General features: G+C 37.8%; 10 protein-coding genes. 9 read left to right on the plus strand and 1 reads right to left on the minus strand.

What is annotated here, in order from left to right; all coding sequences use genetic code 11:
- Positions 1 to 2 precede the first annotated feature (2 nt).
- Together EGI26_RS02255 and EGI26_RS02260 are read left to right on the plus strand one after the other, a co-directional pair.
- Positions 3 to 689: a hypothetical protein gene (locus EGI26_RS02255; RefSeq protein WP_255076072.1), complete on the plus strand. Its 687-nt coding sequence runs from the start codon at positions 3 to 5 to the stop codon at positions 687 to 689.
- Positions 679 to 2085 (plus strand): sensor histidine kinase, encoded by a 1407-nt coding sequence (locus EGI26_RS02260; RefSeq protein WP_255076074.1) that lies wholly within the window; start codon positions 679 to 681, stop codon positions 2083 to 2085. Before EGI26_RS02255 ends, EGI26_RS02260 begins: the two co-directional genes overlap by 11 nt.
- Positions 2086 to 2106: 21 nt before the next feature.
- Here EGI26_RS02260 and EGI26_RS02265 read toward each other — a convergent pair whose 3' ends face one another.
- A complete protein-coding gene (locus EGI26_RS02265; protein WP_255076075.1) occupies positions 2107 to 3237 on the minus strand; it encodes an NAD(P)/FAD-dependent oxidoreductase in 1131 nt (376 codons plus the stop codon).
- 234 nt (positions 3238 to 3471) lie between these two features.
- On the opposite strand from EGI26_RS02265, the gene EGI26_RS02270 reads away from it, so the two are divergent.
- From EGI26_RS02270 to EGI26_RS02300, 7 genes are all read left to right on the plus strand, one after another.
- Entirely contained in the window at positions 3472 to 4818 is a 1347-nt protein-coding gene (locus EGI26_RS02270) for an ATP-binding protein (protein WP_255076077.1), read from the plus strand.
- Complete coding sequence (locus EGI26_RS02275) at positions 4815 to 6662, plus strand: tetratricopeptide repeat protein (RefSeq protein ID WP_255076078.1); 1848 nt, start codon at positions 4815 to 4817, stop codon at positions 6660 to 6662. The genes EGI26_RS02270 and EGI26_RS02275 overlap by 4 nt, the downstream gene beginning before the upstream one ends.
- Positions 6663 to 7070: 408 nt before the next feature.
- The gene (locus EGI26_RS02280) at positions 7071 to 8948 is read left to right on the plus strand and encodes an ATP-binding protein (RefSeq protein ID WP_255076080.1); all 1878 of its coding nucleotides are present in this window, start codon (positions 7071 to 7073) and stop codon (positions 8946 to 8948) included.
- 11 nt (positions 8949 to 8959) lie between these two features.
- A complete protein-coding gene (locus EGI26_RS02285; protein WP_255076082.1) occupies positions 8960 to 10096 on the plus strand; it encodes an FIST signal transduction protein in 1137 nt (378 codons plus the stop codon).
- Between the two features lie 47 nt (positions 10097 to 10143).
- Positions 10144 to 14028 (plus strand): sensor histidine kinase, encoded by a 3885-nt coding sequence (locus tag EGI26_RS02290; RefSeq protein ID WP_255076084.1) that lies wholly within the window; start codon positions 10144 to 10146, stop codon positions 14026 to 14028.
- Between the two features lie 9 nt (positions 14029 to 14037).
- Positions 14038 to 17379, plus strand: a complete 3342-nt coding sequence (locus EGI26_RS02295; RefSeq protein WP_255076085.1) for a sensor histidine kinase — start codon at positions 14038 to 14040, stop codon at positions 17377 to 17379.
- Positions 17380 to 17416: 37 nt separating this feature from the next.
- Entirely contained in the window at positions 17417 to 17788 is a 372-nt protein-coding gene (locus tag EGI26_RS02300) for a response regulator (RefSeq protein ID WP_255076086.1), read from the plus strand.

Raw genomic sequence — 17788 nt, forward strand, 5'->3', positions numbered from 1 at the left:
GTATGAACCAGCCATTTATAAATTTTGCAGAATACAACACATGGGGGCTTATATTTAATGGTGTTGGGTGTTTGTTTTGGGTAGTAGCTTATGTGGTATTGGTTTGGGAAATCCGCAAAAAGAAATTTGTAGAAATGCCCGCTTATATTGCCGGAGCCAACATTGGTTGGGAGTTTGTTTGGAGTTTTATATACCATCCCGATACCGGTTTGCTTTTCTCTTTGAGCTATCAAGCAGCTTTTTTGTTAGACTGCTATATATTCTATTCGGTTATGAAATACGGCACTAAACAACCCATGGGAGCCGAAACTAAGAAGTATTTTATTTGGTTTTTGCTGATCAATTTTGTGTTTTGGATACTCTTTACTCATTTTTATAATCAGGATGGCCATGACACAGCCATTGGTGCCAATTCGGGCTATATCATCAATGTAATATTGTCGCTTCAGTGTATTTTTATGTTGTTTCATGTCAAAGACACCGGGCTGTTTTCAATGCTGTTGGCTTGGTCGAGAATGCTGGGCACTGGTCTGATAACCGTCTCATTGTTTTTCTTTTATCCCGATAGTCAATTTGTTCAATTACTCGGTATAAGTTGCCTTTTGATGGACTGTGTTTTTATTTATATATTATTCAAAAGGCACGGGATGCTTTTTGGTTCATTAAAAAGGATTGAAAATGTTGAGTAAACTGATAGATTATTTTTTGCCAGTTCATAACCCCGAATTCACCAACGGGCAGCGAGACAGGAGGCTTATTATAATGGTTATGTTAATAGCCGTTCTGGCCGACTTTTTGGGTGTATTAACTTCTTTAGAAATAGACGCCAAGGTCATAATCTATACACTGGGGACTAATTTTGTGCTGAACATCATACTTTTGTTTTTGTACAAAAATGGACTTTCTAAAGCCATCGTAGTTCATTTGTTTTTGGCTCATCATGCCATAAGTATTTACATTCAAGCATTTTTGCAGGGTGGCTTAATGACCCCCGGCTGTTTTTCTTTGTTTTTATTGCCTGCCTTGGCCATTTTGTTGTTGGGAAAACGAGCGGCCATTATTTGGGTTTGTATCACTATATTGCTCATTACCTCCTTTTTTGTGTATGAGTCTTTTTATGAAATTGTACCAGTTGGTTATGATTTAGAAAAAAAGAAATTCTTCTTTTTTAGCTCTTTGGTTTATATAAATATTACGATATTTTTTATTTTAATGGTTTATGAAAACAGTAAAACTCGAGGTTTGAGTGAAATAGAGAAGAAAAACCACGACTTGTTAGAAGCACAAGCACAGCTTATTCAAGCCGAAAAAATGGCCAGTTTGGGAGAGCTTACTGCCGGTATTGCCCACGAAATACAGAATCCTCTGAACTTTGTCAATAATTTCTCGGAGCTCAATCAGGAGCTTATAGTTGAAATGGAGAAGGAGTTGGAGATAGGGAATTTTGAGGCTGCCAAAGAAATATCAAGAGACATAGTTGCTAATGAGGGCAAGATAATTTTTCATGGAAAACGTGCCGATGCCATAGTAAAAGGTATGCTGCTTCATAGCCGAACAAGCACGGGTAAAAAAGAGCCATCGGACTTGAATGAACTTGTAGATGAATATGTAAGGCTTACATATCAGGGGCTTAGGGCCAAAAATAAGTCTTTCAATACCGCGATAGTTACGGACTTTGACGAACAGGTGGGTCAGGTAAATATAGTTCCGCAAGATATTGGGAGGGTGATACTTAATTTATTGAACAATGCCTTTTATGCGGTGAATGAACGGGCATTGTCTGAAGTCGGAGGTGGTTTTATACCCAAAGTGACTGTTTCTACGGAGCTTATTAGTTTAAAAAAAGCCACCAAGAATGAGAAATCGGTACTTATAAAAATAGCCGACAATGGTGGAGGAATAGCACCTCAAATAGCAGAGAAGATATTTCAACCTTTTTTTACAACAAAACCCACCGGAAAAGGTACCGGACTGGGTTTGTCCTTATCCTATGATATTGTCACCAAAGGGCATGGAGGTCAAATGACAGTGGAGTCGGTTTTGGGCGAAGGTGCCACTTTTGTATTGAAATTGCCCATCGAATAATATGCCAAAAGCTAGGAGACTTCAACTGAGTTTCGATATTGGAGATTTTATAAAAAATAGCCTTAGAAATTCCTTTTTTGTCTGACCAAAAGTTAAGCCAGAGGCAAAGCCTTTTAGTAAGCAGTATTTGACAGGCATGGTGGTCAGTGCAAAATACCCTTTTTTGAGATTGTTGTAAAACCAATCGGCCGAATTTTGGCAGATATCTAGGTCTTTTTGTAGCTTTTCTAGCCGTAGGCTGAAGTTTAGTAAAGCCGAAGAACCATCTTTCGTGGCATTTATGATAGCTTCTGCCACCAGTTGCCCGCTTTTGACGGCATTAAAAATACCCTCACCCAAAAGCGAATCTACCAGGCCGGCTGCATCGCCAATCAAGAAAATATTGGGAGATTTTGGAATGTACTTTTGGGTATTTATGCCCATCTGGAAGCCTTCGATTTCTTTTAAATTATATTCTGGAAATTTCGCTTTTGCATATTCCTCAAGCCTACTTCTACCTAGTTTTTCGTCGGGACTGTAGGAGTAAAGGCCTATATTTACATGGTCGTGTTTTGGGAAAATCCACCCGTATCCGTTTTTAACATATCCGAAATCTATTTCTAAATCGGGCATTTGTGACTCTGACAAATATACTTTTCCTTCAACGGCGGTGGCTTTTTTTAAATCAGAAAACACATTGGTGAGTTTTCTGACCGTGCTGTTTACGCCATCGGCACCGAGTAGGTATTTGGCAAAAATAACAGACCTTGAGGTTTTTATTTCTATATAGTGGTCAGTGGTTTCTATACTTACTATTTTTGAATGAACTTCAAAAGCAGCTCCTCTTTCTATGGTTTTTTGCAAACAAAAAGCGTCAAATTCTGAGCGAATCGTCATGGCACATAGAGGCGACTTACTACTAAACAACGTCTTTTTGGTTTGACCATTGCCAATTACAATATTCCGGCAAATCCTCTTTATTACTGGTGTGATGGCATAGGGCAAAGCCTGAATAGATTTTATGGTAATACCACCTGCACATGGTTTTACTCTTGGAAACTCCGATTTGTCTATCAACAAGACAGACAGCCCATTTTGACTTAGCTGATATGCCGCTGAACACCCGGCTGGGCCAGCTCCGATTACACAAACATCGTAAGTGGAATCATTCATTTTTTTTTACTTTTCTGGTGTTAATGGGTTTTAACCAGGTTATTAGATGGCTTTTTAAAAGTATATAAAAAATAATGAATAATTGAGATTTTGACATAATAAATTATTGCAGTCATTTAACGAATACCTTGGTTTCCATCGTTGGCTTTGATGGTATGAATCACGAAAAAAGTTTATTTTGGCTACTTTTTCACCTTTTTTGTGCAAATTTGACTAAGATTTAACTTTTATCTCATGCTCAATTTTTTTGTAGCCTTTTTTGCCTTACGGTTTATCCGCACCCACCTCAATACCCAGGAGTCATTGCCTCAGTATGATCAATATTTAAAGGTTCTGAATTTATTTATTGTTCCTTTTTTATTGCTTCTGAATTTTACTTCATTTGAGCGATTTCTTCCAACCATCAATTTCTGTTGGTTTATGGTTTTTTCTGCCACTATATATGTTTTGTGGTTGCTGCGAGAGAATAATTTGGCTAGTTCATTGCTGAAGGCAGGTCTGCCGTTTTATGTTGTAAATAGCGTTAAAGATTTTCTAGAATATTATTGGGCCGATTTTTTAAAAGAAAATGATGTAGTGGCCGATTTTGTGTTTTTAGGGGCACTTTTTTGGATGATTGCCTTTGCCATCAGTACCAACAACCAGATAAAAGCACTTAAAAAAGAAGAAGAAAAAAATAGGATTGTTGTCGGTGAAAACGAGAAGTTGGAGATTTTGGTAAAAGAGCGAACTTCTGAGATATTGGCACAAAAAGAACAGTTAGAATCTACAGTTGAAGAACTAAAAGCTACACAGAATCAGTTAGTTCAACAAGAGAAACTGGCGTCTTTGGGGGAGCTTACAGCAGGTATTGCCCACGAGATTCAGAATCCGTTGAATTTTGTGAATAATTTTTCGGAGCTAAATATTGAACTGATTGAGGAGCTCATGAGTTCACAAATTCCTCGTGGGGGCGAAGAAGAGGCCGAGTTGCTTGAAGATATTAAGCAAAATCTCGAAAAAATAAATCACCACGGCAAACGTGCAGCAAGTATTGTGAAAGGTATGCTCCAACATTCAAGAACCAACACAGGCCAAAAAGAACCTACAGACATAAATGCCTTGGCAGATGAGTTTCTACGACTCAGTTACCATGGTTTACGGGCCAAAGACAAAACCTTCAATGCAGATTTCAAGGCTGAATTGGATTCTAATTTGCCATTGATAGATGCCGTTCCGCAAGACATGGGCCGTGTGTTTTTGAATTTGATCAATAATGCGTTTTATGCTTGTAACGAACGATCCAAAAATAGCACTGGCGAAGTTTACAAACCATTAGTGACGGTTTCCACCAAAACCATATCTGGAGCGGTAGAAATCAGAGTAAAAGATAATGGCTCGGGAATATCATCAGAAAACATGGAGAGGATATTCCAGCCGTTTTTTACTACAAAACCTACCGGAAAGGGTACAGGCTTGGGTTTGAGCTTGGCCTATGATATAGTTACAAAAGGGCATGGGGGGACTGTTGAGTGTGAAAGTGTGGAGGGTGTGGGGACGGAGTTTAGTGTGAAGTTGCCTATGATAACTATCAAAAAATGAAAACACTAAGCCTGGGTATATTTCTCGCATTTATTTGTAGTTTTTGTTTTGCCCAAAACAAACTAACTGATAAATTAACGTATGATTTGGCTATTGCCAGCGATGTTAAAAGTCGTGTTAAGATTATGGCTGAATTATGTTATGAGTATCGACACTCAAAACCAGATACTGCCATTAGATATGGGCAACAAGCAATAGATTTAGCTCGGCGTATTCAATACTCAAATGGTGAATCGAGTGCATTAAGTAGTGTAGGATTTGTATATAGAGGATTAGGTGATTTGCAAAAGTCGTTATCCTTACAACAATTGGCCTTATCAATAGCTGGGCACAATATCAAATCCGATGAAGCTGCAAAAGCCTTGTTTGGCATTGGTACTGTATATGTTGATTTGAAAGATTATTCTAAGTCCTTAAATAATTACAAAAAAGCTTTGTCAATATATCAATTGAACGATAATAGAAAGAAAGTTGCTATTCTATTGGTAAATGTAGGTAACGTTTACGAAAAAATGAATCGACTTGATTCGGCATTATATTTTACTAATAAAGGGTATGAGCAAATGTCAGAGTTAGCATCAATGTCTGAAAAACCTTACGCACTCAGAGTTCTAAGTACAATTTATATAAAATTAAATAAACTTGGAATTGCCTTAAATACGTCCCGAATGGGTGTCAATGAAGGCATCAAAGAAGGGAATATCCGTGACCAAGGCTTTTGCCATTATTTAATAGCGGAGATTTATAAAATACAAAACCAGAAAGATTCTTGTATTTATTACGCAAAAAAGGCACTTCATTTCGCATCAATATGTAATTATAAATTGGTCATAATAGACGCCAGTATGTTATTGGCCGAGCTTTATGAAGAAAAAGACAGCAAAGAAGCTCTTTATTATTATAAAATAGCCAAAACAACAAATGATGAAATGTTTGGAGCAACAAAAATATTGGGGTTGCAAAAAACAATGACGGAAGAAAAAGAACGCCAAAATGATATTGAAACTAAAAGAGTTGCGAAAGAAAACCAATTACGACAATATGCGTTGATAGCTGGTTTAGCAATACTTCTTCTTATTGCTTTCATCCTTTGGCGAAATAGTCAAAAAGAGAAGAGAGCAAAAAAACTACTTCAAGCTAAAAATGTAGAAATACAATCAACTTTATCCCAACTCAAATCCACCCAAGCCCAACTTATCCAATCCGAAAAACTCGCCAGCCTTGGCGAACTCACCGCAGGCATCGCTCACGAAATTCAAAACCCGCTGAATTTTGTCAATAATTTTAGTGAAGTGAGCGTAGAATTAGCCAATGAGTTACAAGAGGCATTAAGGCAGCGGGGCATTGAGGCCAATAGTAATGAAGGAGAATTGGTGTCAGATTTGATTCAAAATCAGGAAAAAATCAATCATCATGGCAAACGAGCAAGTAGCATCGTAAAAGGTATGCTCGAACATTCACGTACCAGTACGGGCTTAAAAGAATTGACCGATATTAATGCCTTGGCTGATGAATATTTACGATTGGCTTATCATGGTTTAAGAGCAAGAGATCATACTTTTAATTCAGATTTCAAAACTGATTTTGATGAAAGTTTGCCAAAAATAGAAATCATTCCACAAGACTTTGGCAGGGTGCTTTTGAATTTGATAAATAATGCTTTTTATGCCACAAAAGGTGTGAAAAATCCTTTGGTTGAAGTCAGAACAAAAAGGGCGGAAAATGGTGTGGTGATAAGCGTAAAAGACAATGGCTCAGGCATGTCAGAAGCCACCAAATCCAAAATCTTTCAACCATTTTTTACAACAAAACCTACTGGCGAAGGCACTGGCTTGGGGGCTTAGTTTGGCTTATGATATTGTGACCAAAGGGCATGGGGGTACTATTGAGTGTGAAAGCGTTGAGGGAGAGGGGACGGAATTTATTGTGAAGTTGCAGATTTAAGCAATTCATAAAGAGGTATAGCCTCGACCTAATTGTAACAATTGATTTTAAACCGTAGCAAAGTGAAAGTAATATATTTATTATGATTTGGTCTCAAAATGTTTCTTACCAACAGCACTTAATTTAGTGCGTTGGTATCCCACGAATTAAATACGAGGTTACACGATGTTTCGAGTCTATGACTCTTGAGATATATTTATTCTAAAGATTACCGATTTAAAAAAATGACTATGAAAAAATGTATAATTTTTCTCGTAATGTTCTTTCAAGCATTATTTTTATCAGCACAACCTAATATAAGTCCTTCATTGTCGAATTCATTAAAAAAGGCTTTATCAGAAGCTAAAACAGATAGCACAAAAACTTTAATTTTGGCTAAATTGGCACACTGCTACACCTCGATTAATTTCGATTCAGCTGCTTACTTTGGGAGAATGGGTTTAAAATTGGCAAAAAATATTGGGTATGCTAATGGCCAAATGTTGTGTGCTATTCCGTTGGGGTTTGTTTTGCAACGCACTAATAAAGGCAATGAAGGTTTAGAAGTTCTTCTGAATGCTAAGAGGATATGCGAAAAATACAACAATCCATTGATTCTGGTACGGATATTAACAAACCTTAATGGCTCTTACCTTAATAAGGATAATCAGCTGGCTTTAAAGTACATAAAAGAAGCAAAAGTATTGCATGAAAAACACAATATACCCGAAACTTTTAATTTCATTAATCTAAATATGGGTGGAACTTACGCTGCTGTGGGGTTACCTGATTCTGCTGAAAAATACCTCAATAGAGCTTATCAATTGGAATCCATTATAGCTCCATCTGGTTACCAAACCTCTACTACCTATTATTTAGCTGAATATTATACAAAAGTAAAGAAACCAAAACAGGCTATAAAATATTACAAGGAAAGTATTGATTACGCAACAAAACACGATATCACCTATACACTTCCAAGAGCTTATTTGGGTTTGTCTAATCTCTTTAAAGCCAATAATCAGTTGGACTCCGCTATTTTTTATGCAAAGCAGTCTTTTAACGGAGGTCCCAACAGCCCCTACTATCTGACGACTGTTTTTAATGCTGCTACTTCATTGTCTGGTCTTTATGAACAAAAAAACAACTCTATGCAGGCTTATAAGTATTTAAAAAAGGCATCTATTTTTAAAGACAGCTTATATAATATTGATAAATCTAGAGAGTTTGATAGAATATCCTATAATGAGCAAACCAGATTGATGCAAATTCAGAAAAAAATAGAATTGGAAAATGTTGAATACAAAAATCGATTACGATTATACTTACTTTTAGTTGTGCTATTAGGCTTATCATTTTTAGCTTTTATATTGTATCGTAATAATAAAGAAAAATTAAAAACCAATTTGCATTTAGAGAAAACCCTTTCAACCCTCAAATCCACCCAAGCCCAACTCATTCAATCCGAGAAACTCGCTTCCCTTGGCGAACTCACGGCAGGCATAGCCCATGAGATTCAAAACCCATTGAACTTTGTCAATAATTTTAGTGAGGTGAGCATAGAATTATCCAAGGAATTGAGTGGAGCATTAAGGCAACGAGGTATTGAGAGCAATAGTGAGGAAGGAGAATTGGTGTCAGATTTGATTCAAAACCAGGAAAAAATTCATCACCATGGCAAGCGAGCGAGCAGTATCGTAAAAGGAATGTTAGAGCATTCAAGAAATAGCACAGGCGGGAAAGAATTTACTGATATTAATGCTTTGGTAGATGAATATTTGCGACTGACTTATCACGGCTTAAGAGCGAAAGATAAAAGCTTCAATTCAGACTTTAAAACTGACTTTGATGAAAGTTTGCCAAAAATAGAAATCATTCCACAAGACTTTGGCAGGGTGCTTTTGAATTTGATTAACAATGCTTTTTATGCCACAAAAGGGGTGAAAAATCCTTTGGTTGAAGTCAAAACAAAAAGGGCGAAAAATGGTGTGGTGATAAGCGTAAAAGACAATGGCTCAGGCATGTCAGAAGTCACGAAAGCCAAAATCTTTCAACCATTTTTTACAACAAAACCTACTGGCGAAGGCACGGGGCTAGGGCTAAGTTTGGCTTATGATATTGTGACCAAAGGGCATGGGGGTACAATTGAAGTTGAGAGTGTGGAGGGTAAGGGAACAACTTTTATTATAAAATTACCTATCATTTAATTTAATAAACCATGAAAGCAAAAACAGTCAAAGGAAATTCAGCAGAGGAAATTCAATCAGCATTGGCTCAAAGCATAACTGATGGCTTTACCCCAACATTAGCTATGGTGTTTCTATCTATAAAACAAGACAGAGGGGAAGTCTGCAAAATATTGGATGATGCAGGTATTGCTATTTATGGTGGTACTAGCCATGGTGAGTTTACTGGAGAGGGTATAACTGCAGGAGAAATAGCCATTATGCTGCTTGATGTCAATCCTGCCTACTTCGCTATATTTTTTGAAGAATTTTCCGAAAAAAATTACAGAGAAACCACTCAGGCTATTGCTAAAAAAGCATTGGGAAAATTCACCAATCCCAGCTTTCTTGTTGCAGGTAGCAACCTGAATACAGATGCAGAAGAATTGCTGCATGGCTTTGAAGACATTATCGGTAAACAAGTAAATGTGTTTGGCGGCATGGCAGGTGATGACTTTGCATTTAAAGAGGAATTTGTTTTTACCAATAATAATGAAAGTAACAATGGAATTGTAACAATCGTCTTTGATGGAGATAAAATAGGCATAAAAGGCAGAGCTACCTGTGGATGGAATCCCATAGGTACTGTAAAGACAGTTACTAAAAGTATCGGTAATCATGTATATACCATAGACGATGTGCCTGTGGTGGGTCTATTGATGAAGTATGGCGGCTATGAAAATGTAACAGCAGAAAATTGGGCAATGGAGCATTCTATCGCTTTGACTTTGCAATTGCAACGTGAAACTGGAGATCCTGTGATGCGGGCGGGCTTAAAAGTAGATTGGGATGATCAATCTTATTATTGCGGAGGGGTGGTTCCACAAGGTTCCAAAGTGCGTTTTTCGCTTCCACCTGATTTTGATTCCATAGAAAAGGTGATTAAAGCATGTGAAGATTTGAAAGCAAAGGAAATAATAGAGGCAGATGCCTTGCTCTTGTTTAATTGTGCTGGCAGACTGGTATCATTAGGGCCCTTAATCAATGATGAAATAGAAGGGGTGAGAAAGGTTTGGGATGTGCCAATAGCAGGGATGTTTTCCAGTGCTGAGCTGGCTCGTGCAACAAATGGCGACTTAGAAATGCATGCTTTTACTGCCTGTACGGTGGTTTTAAAAGAGATAATATAGATTTTTCTTTAATGTAACCATTCTCTAATACTTTAATTCTATTTCAAATGAATAAAAATTTAGAATCTGTACTTTCACTCGTTGAAGAGTCGAAGCATCTGACTGACGAAGAAAAAAAGTCGATTACAAAATCCATTATCGATGCAGATAAAGAACTGGAAATAACTATCTTCAAACTTGAACGCACTGACAAAGTTAAACGTACTACAGCTATTCTTTTGGAAGAAACAATTGAAGAACTAGAAAAAAAAAGAAAAGCAGTTGAAGAACAAAAACGTGAACTTGAGATAGAAACAGCATTAGAAAGAGTAAGAAGCAGTACCATGGCAATGCAGCATAGCGATGAATTGACAGATGTTGCAAGTCTGCTGTTTAATCAGATAAGTGCCTTAGGTATTAAAACATGGACCGCAGGCTTTAATGTTTGGAGCGAAGACAATAACTCCTACGTCGACTATTTAAGTTTCGGAGAAGGTTTTATTGAGCCTAATATTGTACATACACAAAAGGCTGAGGCATTAAGGGATGTAAGTAATGCCAGAAAAAGCGGGGTTGAATTTCATGTTCTTTATGTCGAAGGAGAGAAGATTAAACAATTGTACCTCGCACTTGGCAAACTTGACGAGAAGCAGTATGAAATACTGCTGCAGGATGGGGTCGTCCCGTCTCAACAATATGAACATTTTGTGTTTGGGTCCAAAGTTAGCCTTATGTTTATTACTTATGATCCAGTGCCTGAAGCCCATCATATTTTCAAACGCTTTGGTATAGTTTTTGAGCAAACCTATACCCGTTTTCTTGATTTGCAAAAAGCAGAAGCACAGGCAAGAGAGGCAAAGATTGAAGCTTCACTCGAAAGAATACGTAGCCACTCTATGGCCTTGCAAAAGAGTGCCGATCTTGAGGAGGTGATTAAAGTGGTGTTTGCTGAATGGAAAAAACTTGGTCTTGATATATTCGAAAGCAATATCAATATCGTTGACCATGACAACAAAGCAATGACTATCTGGAGTTATGGACTTGGTTATACTGATTCAATAAAAGGGACGAGGTTTCAGTTTTTTGATCATCCTTTTTTAACCCAGTTCATTCAAGACTTCAGAAATCAGACTCAGTATAGTATCATTGAAATGAGTGGTGAAAATAATAAAGATTATCTCAGAAAGGCATTTACCGAAACAGATCATAAATATTCACCTGAAGAATATAAACAAGCTTTATTTGCTATTGACAAAGTTTTCATATCTAATGCTTTCATAAAGTTTGGCTCAATGGATGTAATCAGTTTAGAGCCTTTGCCAGAGGATAAAGCAGAAATTTTAATTCGTTTCGCAAAAGTTTTTGAACAAACCTATACAAGATTTCTTGATCTCCAAAAAGCAGAAGCACAGACAAGGGAAGCTCAGATAGAAGTGGCTGTTGAAAGGGTAAGGGCAAAAGCATTAGCAATGCATAAGTCAGCTGAAATTATGGGTGTCGCAGTTACAATGCGGATGGAATTAGAAACTTTAAATATGCCCGGATTTGATGCTGCAACAATAACACTAATACAGGACGATGGGACAATAAAGTTATGGGACAATACATCTGCAAAGCAACATGAAGATGGTACATGGGAAAATACAGAATTCATATTCAGGTTAGAAGACAATAATCCAGATTTTTATTTAAATAAAATTTGGAGTTCCAATGACAGATATATAGTAGTCGAACAGGATGAACATGATCTGAAAATAACAACAGATTGGGTCAGAAGACATGATAAAAATCTGGCAGATGTTGTAGTTCATTATTATAAAGAAAATGGAATCAAACTGGCGTGGCACCCGGCAGTTGCTCTTACCTATGGAAGGTTGAACCTTGATTTTTATGTTCATGCTCCTGAACCTGAAGTAGAAAACATTTTAATAAAAATGGCTGCCGCCTTCGATCTTGCTTATAAACGTTTCCTCGATCTCCAAAAAGCCGAATTACAGGCGAGAGAATCACAAATCCAATTAGCCTTGGAAAGAGTGCGAGCGAGAACGATGGCCATGCAGCGAAGTGAAGAACTGCCTGAAGTGGCAGCTCTTCTTTTCCAACAAGTGAAAGCATTAGGCGTGCCTCAATTTCACTGCGGATTTAACATTTTTGAAATTAATGATAAAGAATGTATATGGTATCCAGGAAGTGCTGATGGTGATATTCTGCCACCTTGCAAAATTCCGTTGACGGAACATCCGGTTTTTATTGCCTTTAATGAATCAAGAAAAAGAGGTGATGAACTTTTTGTATATGAAAAGGAAGGTGAATATCAAGCTGGCCATTACAGGTATATGTTGTCACTTCCTGTTTTGGGAGAGATGTTGCAAAATATGTTAGATGCCGGCATTCCATTTCCAACTTTCCAAATTGATCATCTTGCGAATTTTTCACACGGCAACTTACTTTTCATTACTTCTGAGCATTTCCCTGAAATGCATGAAACTTTCAAACGCTTCGCCAAAGTTTTTGAACAGACTTATACCCGTTTCCTCGATTTGCAAAAAGCTGAAGCACAGGCATTGGAAGCCATAAAACGTGCCTCTGTGGACAGAGTTCGGGCAGAAATTGCCTCCATGCGAACCACTGCCGATCTGGAAAGAATAACGCCCATTATTTGGAGTGAATTAACCACACTAGGGGTTCCATTTATACGTTGCGGTGTATTTATTATGGATGAAGAGCAGCAACAAGTACAATCGTTTTTATCTACACCAGATGGAAATGCCTTAGCTGCTTTTACCCAGCCATACAATGCTAGTGGCGAAACAGCACAAATAGTCATAAGTTGGCATAAAAGGGAAATCTATAAACAGCATTGGGATGAAGCACAATTTGCAGAGTTTACAAATAGCCTCTTGCAACAGGGAGCCGTTAAAAGAGGTGAAAAATATTTGATTGAAAATCGCCCTACTGACCTATACTTACATTTCCTCCCATTTATGCAAGGCATGCTATATGTGGGTAATACAGAACTGCTGAGCGATGATGAATTACAATTGATGCAAAACTTGGCTGACGCCTTCTCCACCGCCTACGCCCGATATGAGGATTTTAATCAGCTGGAAGCAGCCAAAGGGCAAATCGAAAAAACTTTGGTTGATTTGAAACAGGCACAAACGCAATTGATCCAATCTGAAAAAATGGCAAGTTTGGGCGAACTCACGGCCGGCATTGCTCATGAGATTCAAAATCCTTTGAACTTTGTCAATAATTTCTCAGAAGTAAGTACTGAAATGATCGACGAAATGAATGAGGAGTTGGCAAAGGGCGATTTGGAGGAAGTAAAAGCTATTTCAGAAGATTTAAAACAAAATCTAATAAAAATCAATCACCATGGAAATCGTGCCAGCACCATTGTAAAAGGCATGTTGGAGCATTCCAGAACCAGCAGCAAAGAAAAGCAATTGACGGATATCAATTTACTGGCCGATGAATACTTGCGGTTATCTTACCATGGATTGCGGGCGAAAGACAAAAGCTTTAATGCTGATTTTCTGCTCTTAAAAGATGATAATTTGCCCAAGATTGAGGTAATTCCACAAGATATTGGCAGAGTTTTGTTGAACTTGATAAATAATGCATTTCAAGCTCCGGTAGTACCAAGTGGGGGAGCTAAACGAGTAGTTGTAAGAACCAAATTTATAGCTGAGGCAAACTCCCCTCTCAATAGGAGAGGTGGAGGTGAGGTTCATATTAGCATTAAAGACAATGGTTCAGGCATCCCAAAAGCTAATTTAGAAAAAATCTTCCAACCCTTTTTCACCACTAAACCCACGGGTCAAGGCACGGGCTTGGGTCTAAGTTTGGCCTACGACATTGTAACTAAGGGGCATGGGGGTACAATTGAGGTGGAAAGTGAAGAAGGAGTGGGGACGGAGTTTATTGTAAAATTACCTGTTACCTCTTAATAGAAGAACATGAAAAAAATATTTTTACATATTTTGCTTGGCCTACTGCTGCTTAGCGGAATTGAATTGTCTGCACAGGACCTCCGCTTTAAAACGGTTCTTGATAATCCCAACAGTTTTATTGTTGATATGAAACAGGATAATCTGGGATTTTTCTGGCTCATCAATACTGCGAGAGGATTGCAAAAATTTGACGGGGTAAAAGCTCAGACTTTCTTAAATGACCCCAGTAATGCCAATTCAATAGCCCCTGGTCAAGTTAGCTCTTTGATAATAGATGCTGATAACAACCTCTGGTTGGGAACATATGGTTCAGGCCTGGATAGATTAGATCCGTCAACAAATACCTTTACGCATTTCCGGAACAACCCAAAAGATGCTTTTAGTTTAAGTAATGATACTGTAAATGCAATTTTGGAAGATCATTCAGGAAATCTTTGGATTGGCACCAACCAGGGACTGGATTTACTGGATAAAAATACAGGAAGGTTTACGCACTTCAGCAATAACAACCATGATCCGGAGGGTAGCAGCAATCCGCAGGTATTTAAAATATACGAAGACAGAAAAGGAATACTTTGGATTTGCGGAAGATCATCTGCAAAGGATCATATATCTCCGTCTGCCTTGAATCTTTTTGACCCGACTACAAAAAAAATTACTCCTTACTTTTGGGATTCGAGAAAAGCCAACAACGGAATCCCAGGAACATTTATCACAGACATTTACGAAGACAGCAAAAATAAATTTTGGATAGTTACAGATGCTGGTTTGTATGCTATGGACAGAAACACAGGGAAATGTACCCAGTACTATCCAGACCCTTTTAATTCGAGTACTTTGAGCCGAACTCCGGCTTCCAAAGACGTAGTTTCAGACATAATGTTTGTTACCGAAGATTCATCTCGTGCATTATGGGTTGGAATGGGCCAATATGGGTTGAACAGGTATGATCCTGTTACTAAAACATCAATGCATTTTGGTCTCCTATATGATTTTTTGGATGTGTCGGCATCAAACAAAAGGGATACCGCAACAGGTCTTAATATAACACTTGCAATAAAGGGGCTAAGTTCAAAAGACGGTCTATTCTGGGTTATGGGTATTGGAGGTATAGCTCAACTGAATTATAAGAAAACAACTTTTTTGTTTAATAATATCTCCAAAGCAGCCTTAGCACTCTACCTTGAAGCCAATGGTAAAATTTTATGGATAGGTACCGATAAAGGGCTGTTAAGAAAAGACCTGGCCACCCAAAATGAAAAGTTATTAATCTTTAATCCGAAAGAAAATAAAACAAGAGGTAAATACATACACTCCATAGCAGCGGATGAAGCAGGAAATCTCTGGTTAGGCACTGGTACCGGGTTGCTGAAGTTTGACCCAGTAACCGAAAAATATGTTCAGTACAAAAAAGATCTTAAAAACCCCGGAAGCATTTCAGGTAATAATGTATTCTACACGTTTTTTGATCATAATAAGAACTTATGGGCTGCCTCTGATTCTGGTGTTTCAAGGATGGACCTGGCTACCGGGCGGTTCACTAATTATAGTGTCGGGCAGATAGCGGGTAATTATAAAGGTTTTGAAGTTAATCGTATTGCAGAAGATCCGGAACATAATATCTGGCTTACAGCTAATTGGGGTCTATATAAACTGGATATCAAAACAGGAAAATTTCGTAAGTACCTTGATGATGACCTGAGATCTATATGTGTGGATGCAAAAGGAAAGGTATGGGCAGGAGGATGGCAGGGGCTTTATGCTTTCAACAAAACAAAAGATAAGTTTGAACTTTTTGCCAATGAAGATTCAGCGGTAAATATCAGTGCGGTTTTAGATATTATAGAAGATGATCAAAAAAATCTCTGGGTATCTACCACTACTTCTATCATTAGGATAAATGAAAACAGAACCAAAATAAAAAAATATACGAAAGACAACGGAGTACAACTTACACAAAGTCTCTGGTCATTCAGTAGTTTTAAAGGCACTGATGGAAGGTTATTTTTAGGGAACTATTTTGGTTATTATTCATTTCGCCCTGATCAACTGAGCGATAACCATATTTCCCCACCATTGAATATCACTAGCTTTAAACTGGGCGATAAACTCATCAATTCAGAGAACAGTGGTTTCTTATCATTACCCATCTGGCAAACTGAGGAGATCAAACTACGCCATGATGAGAATGTTTTCTCCTTTGATTTTTTTTCAGCAGATTATATATCATCTACTGATAAAAAATATTCCTACATACTTGAAAACTATGATAACATCTGGCATAATATCGGCGGTGAACATCAGGCTTCTTTTTTTAATATTCCACCCGGCAATTACATCTTCAAAGTAAAAGCAATAAGTAGTGACGGTGGCTCTGTCGAAAAATCAATTCGTATTATTATCAGTCCACCTTGGTGGGAAACATGGTGGTTCCGCATTTTGTCGGTGATTACTCTAGTTATGGTTATTTACTCTCTCATTAGAGAACGTTCAAGAAAGCTAAAGGAAGAGAATCGTCGCTTGGAACAAAATGTAACCGAACGGACAGTTCAACTCAAAAAATCATTGGAAGAATTAAAATCCACTCAAGCCCAACTCATCCAATCTGAAAAGCTAGCTTCGTTAGGCGAGCTTACTGCAGGAATAGCCCATGAGATTCAAAATCCTTTGAATTTTGTAAATAATTTTAGTGAGGTGAGTGTAGAATTAGCGAATGAGTTACAGGAGGCATTGAGGCAGCGAGGCATTGAGTCAAACACTGAGGAAGGAGAATTGGTGTCAGATTTGATTCAAAATCAGGAAAAAATCTATTACCACGGCAAGCGTGCAAGCTCTATCGTAAAAGGGATGCTCGAACACTCACGCACAAGTACAGGTGAAAAGGAATTAACCGATATAAACGCTTTGGCTGATGAATATTTGAGGTTGGCTTATCATGGATTAAGAGCAAAAGACAATACTTTTAACAGTGATTTCAAGACAGATTTTGATCCAAATTTGCCAAAAATTGCTGTCATTCCGCAAGATATGGGTAGGGTACTTTTGAATTTGATAAATAATGCTTTTTATGCCACAAAAGGTGTGAAAAATCCTTTGGTTGAAGTCAAAACAAAAAGGGCGGAAAATGGCGTGGTGATAAGCGTAAAAGACAATGGCTCAGGCATGTCAGAAGTCACGAAAGCCAAAATCTTTCAACCATTTTTTACAACAAAACCTACTGGCGAAGGCACTGGCTTGGGGCTTAGTTTGGCTTATGATATTGTGACCAAAGGGCATGGGGGAACGATTGAAGTTGAGAGTGAAGAGAGCTTTGGAACAACATTTATTATAAAATTACCAATTAGCTAAAACATTTATTATTTTTACCAACATTAAACCCAAAACCATGAAAGTTCTAGTTGTTGACGACGAAGTGGATATTCAAGACTTATTTTTGCAAAAATTTCGAAAAGAAATCAAGAACGGCGAGATAGAATTTTCTTTTGCCACTTCAGGCGAAAACGCCCTGGTTTACCTTCATGAACATGAGTCCGAGGCAATTTTGATTTTGTCTGACATCAATATGCCGGGTATGAGTGGCATAGAGCTTTTGAGAGAAATAGTAGAGAAGAACACAAAGCCAAAGCCAATTGTAATGATGATTACGGCCTATGGAGACGACGAAACACGCAACAAGGCTTTGAGTTTAGGGGCCGACGATTTCCTAAACAAACCTCTGGATTTTGGTGATTTGAAAGAAAGACTTTTTAAACGTTAG

Source organism: Lacihabitans sp. CCS-44 (assembly GCF_024343735.1).
Classification (GTDB): Bacteria; Bacteroidota; Bacteroidia; order Cytophagales; family Spirosomataceae; genus Leadbetterella.

Excerpts from the sequence above, each read along its gene's own strand:
- EGI26_RS02275 (WP_255076078.1), top strand. The coding sequence starts at position 4,815 with ATGAAAACACTAAGCCTGGGTATATTTCTCGCATTTATTTGTAGTTTT.
- EGI26_RS02295 (WP_255076085.1), top strand. The coding sequence starts at position 14,038 with ATGAAAAAAATATTTTTACATATTTTGCTTGGCCTACTGCTGCTTAGC.
- EGI26_RS02260 (WP_255076074.1), top strand. The coding sequence starts at position 679 with ATGTTGAGTAAACTGATAGATTATTTTTTGCCAGTTCATAACCCCGAA.
- EGI26_RS02300 (WP_255076086.1), top strand. The coding sequence starts at position 17,417 with ATGAAAGTTCTAGTTGTTGACGACGAAGTGGATATTCAAGACTTATTT.
- EGI26_RS02290 (WP_255076084.1), top strand. The coding sequence starts at position 10,144 with ATGAATAAAAATTTAGAATCTGTACTTTCACTCGTTGAAGAGTCGAAG.
- EGI26_RS02285 (WP_255076082.1), top strand. The coding sequence starts at position 8,960 with ATGAAAGCAAAAACAGTCAAAGGAAATTCAGCAGAGGAAATTCAATCA.
- EGI26_RS02270 (WP_255076077.1), top strand. The coding sequence starts at position 3,472 with ATGCTCAATTTTTTTGTAGCCTTTTTTGCCTTACGGTTTATCCGCACC.
- EGI26_RS02265 (WP_255076075.1), bottom strand. The coding sequence starts at position 3,237 with ATGAATGATTCCACTTACGATGTTTGTGTAATCGGAGCTGGCCCAGCC.
- EGI26_RS02255 (WP_255076072.1), top strand. The coding sequence starts at position 3 with ATGAACCAGCCATTTATAAATTTTGCAGAATACAACACATGGGGGCTT.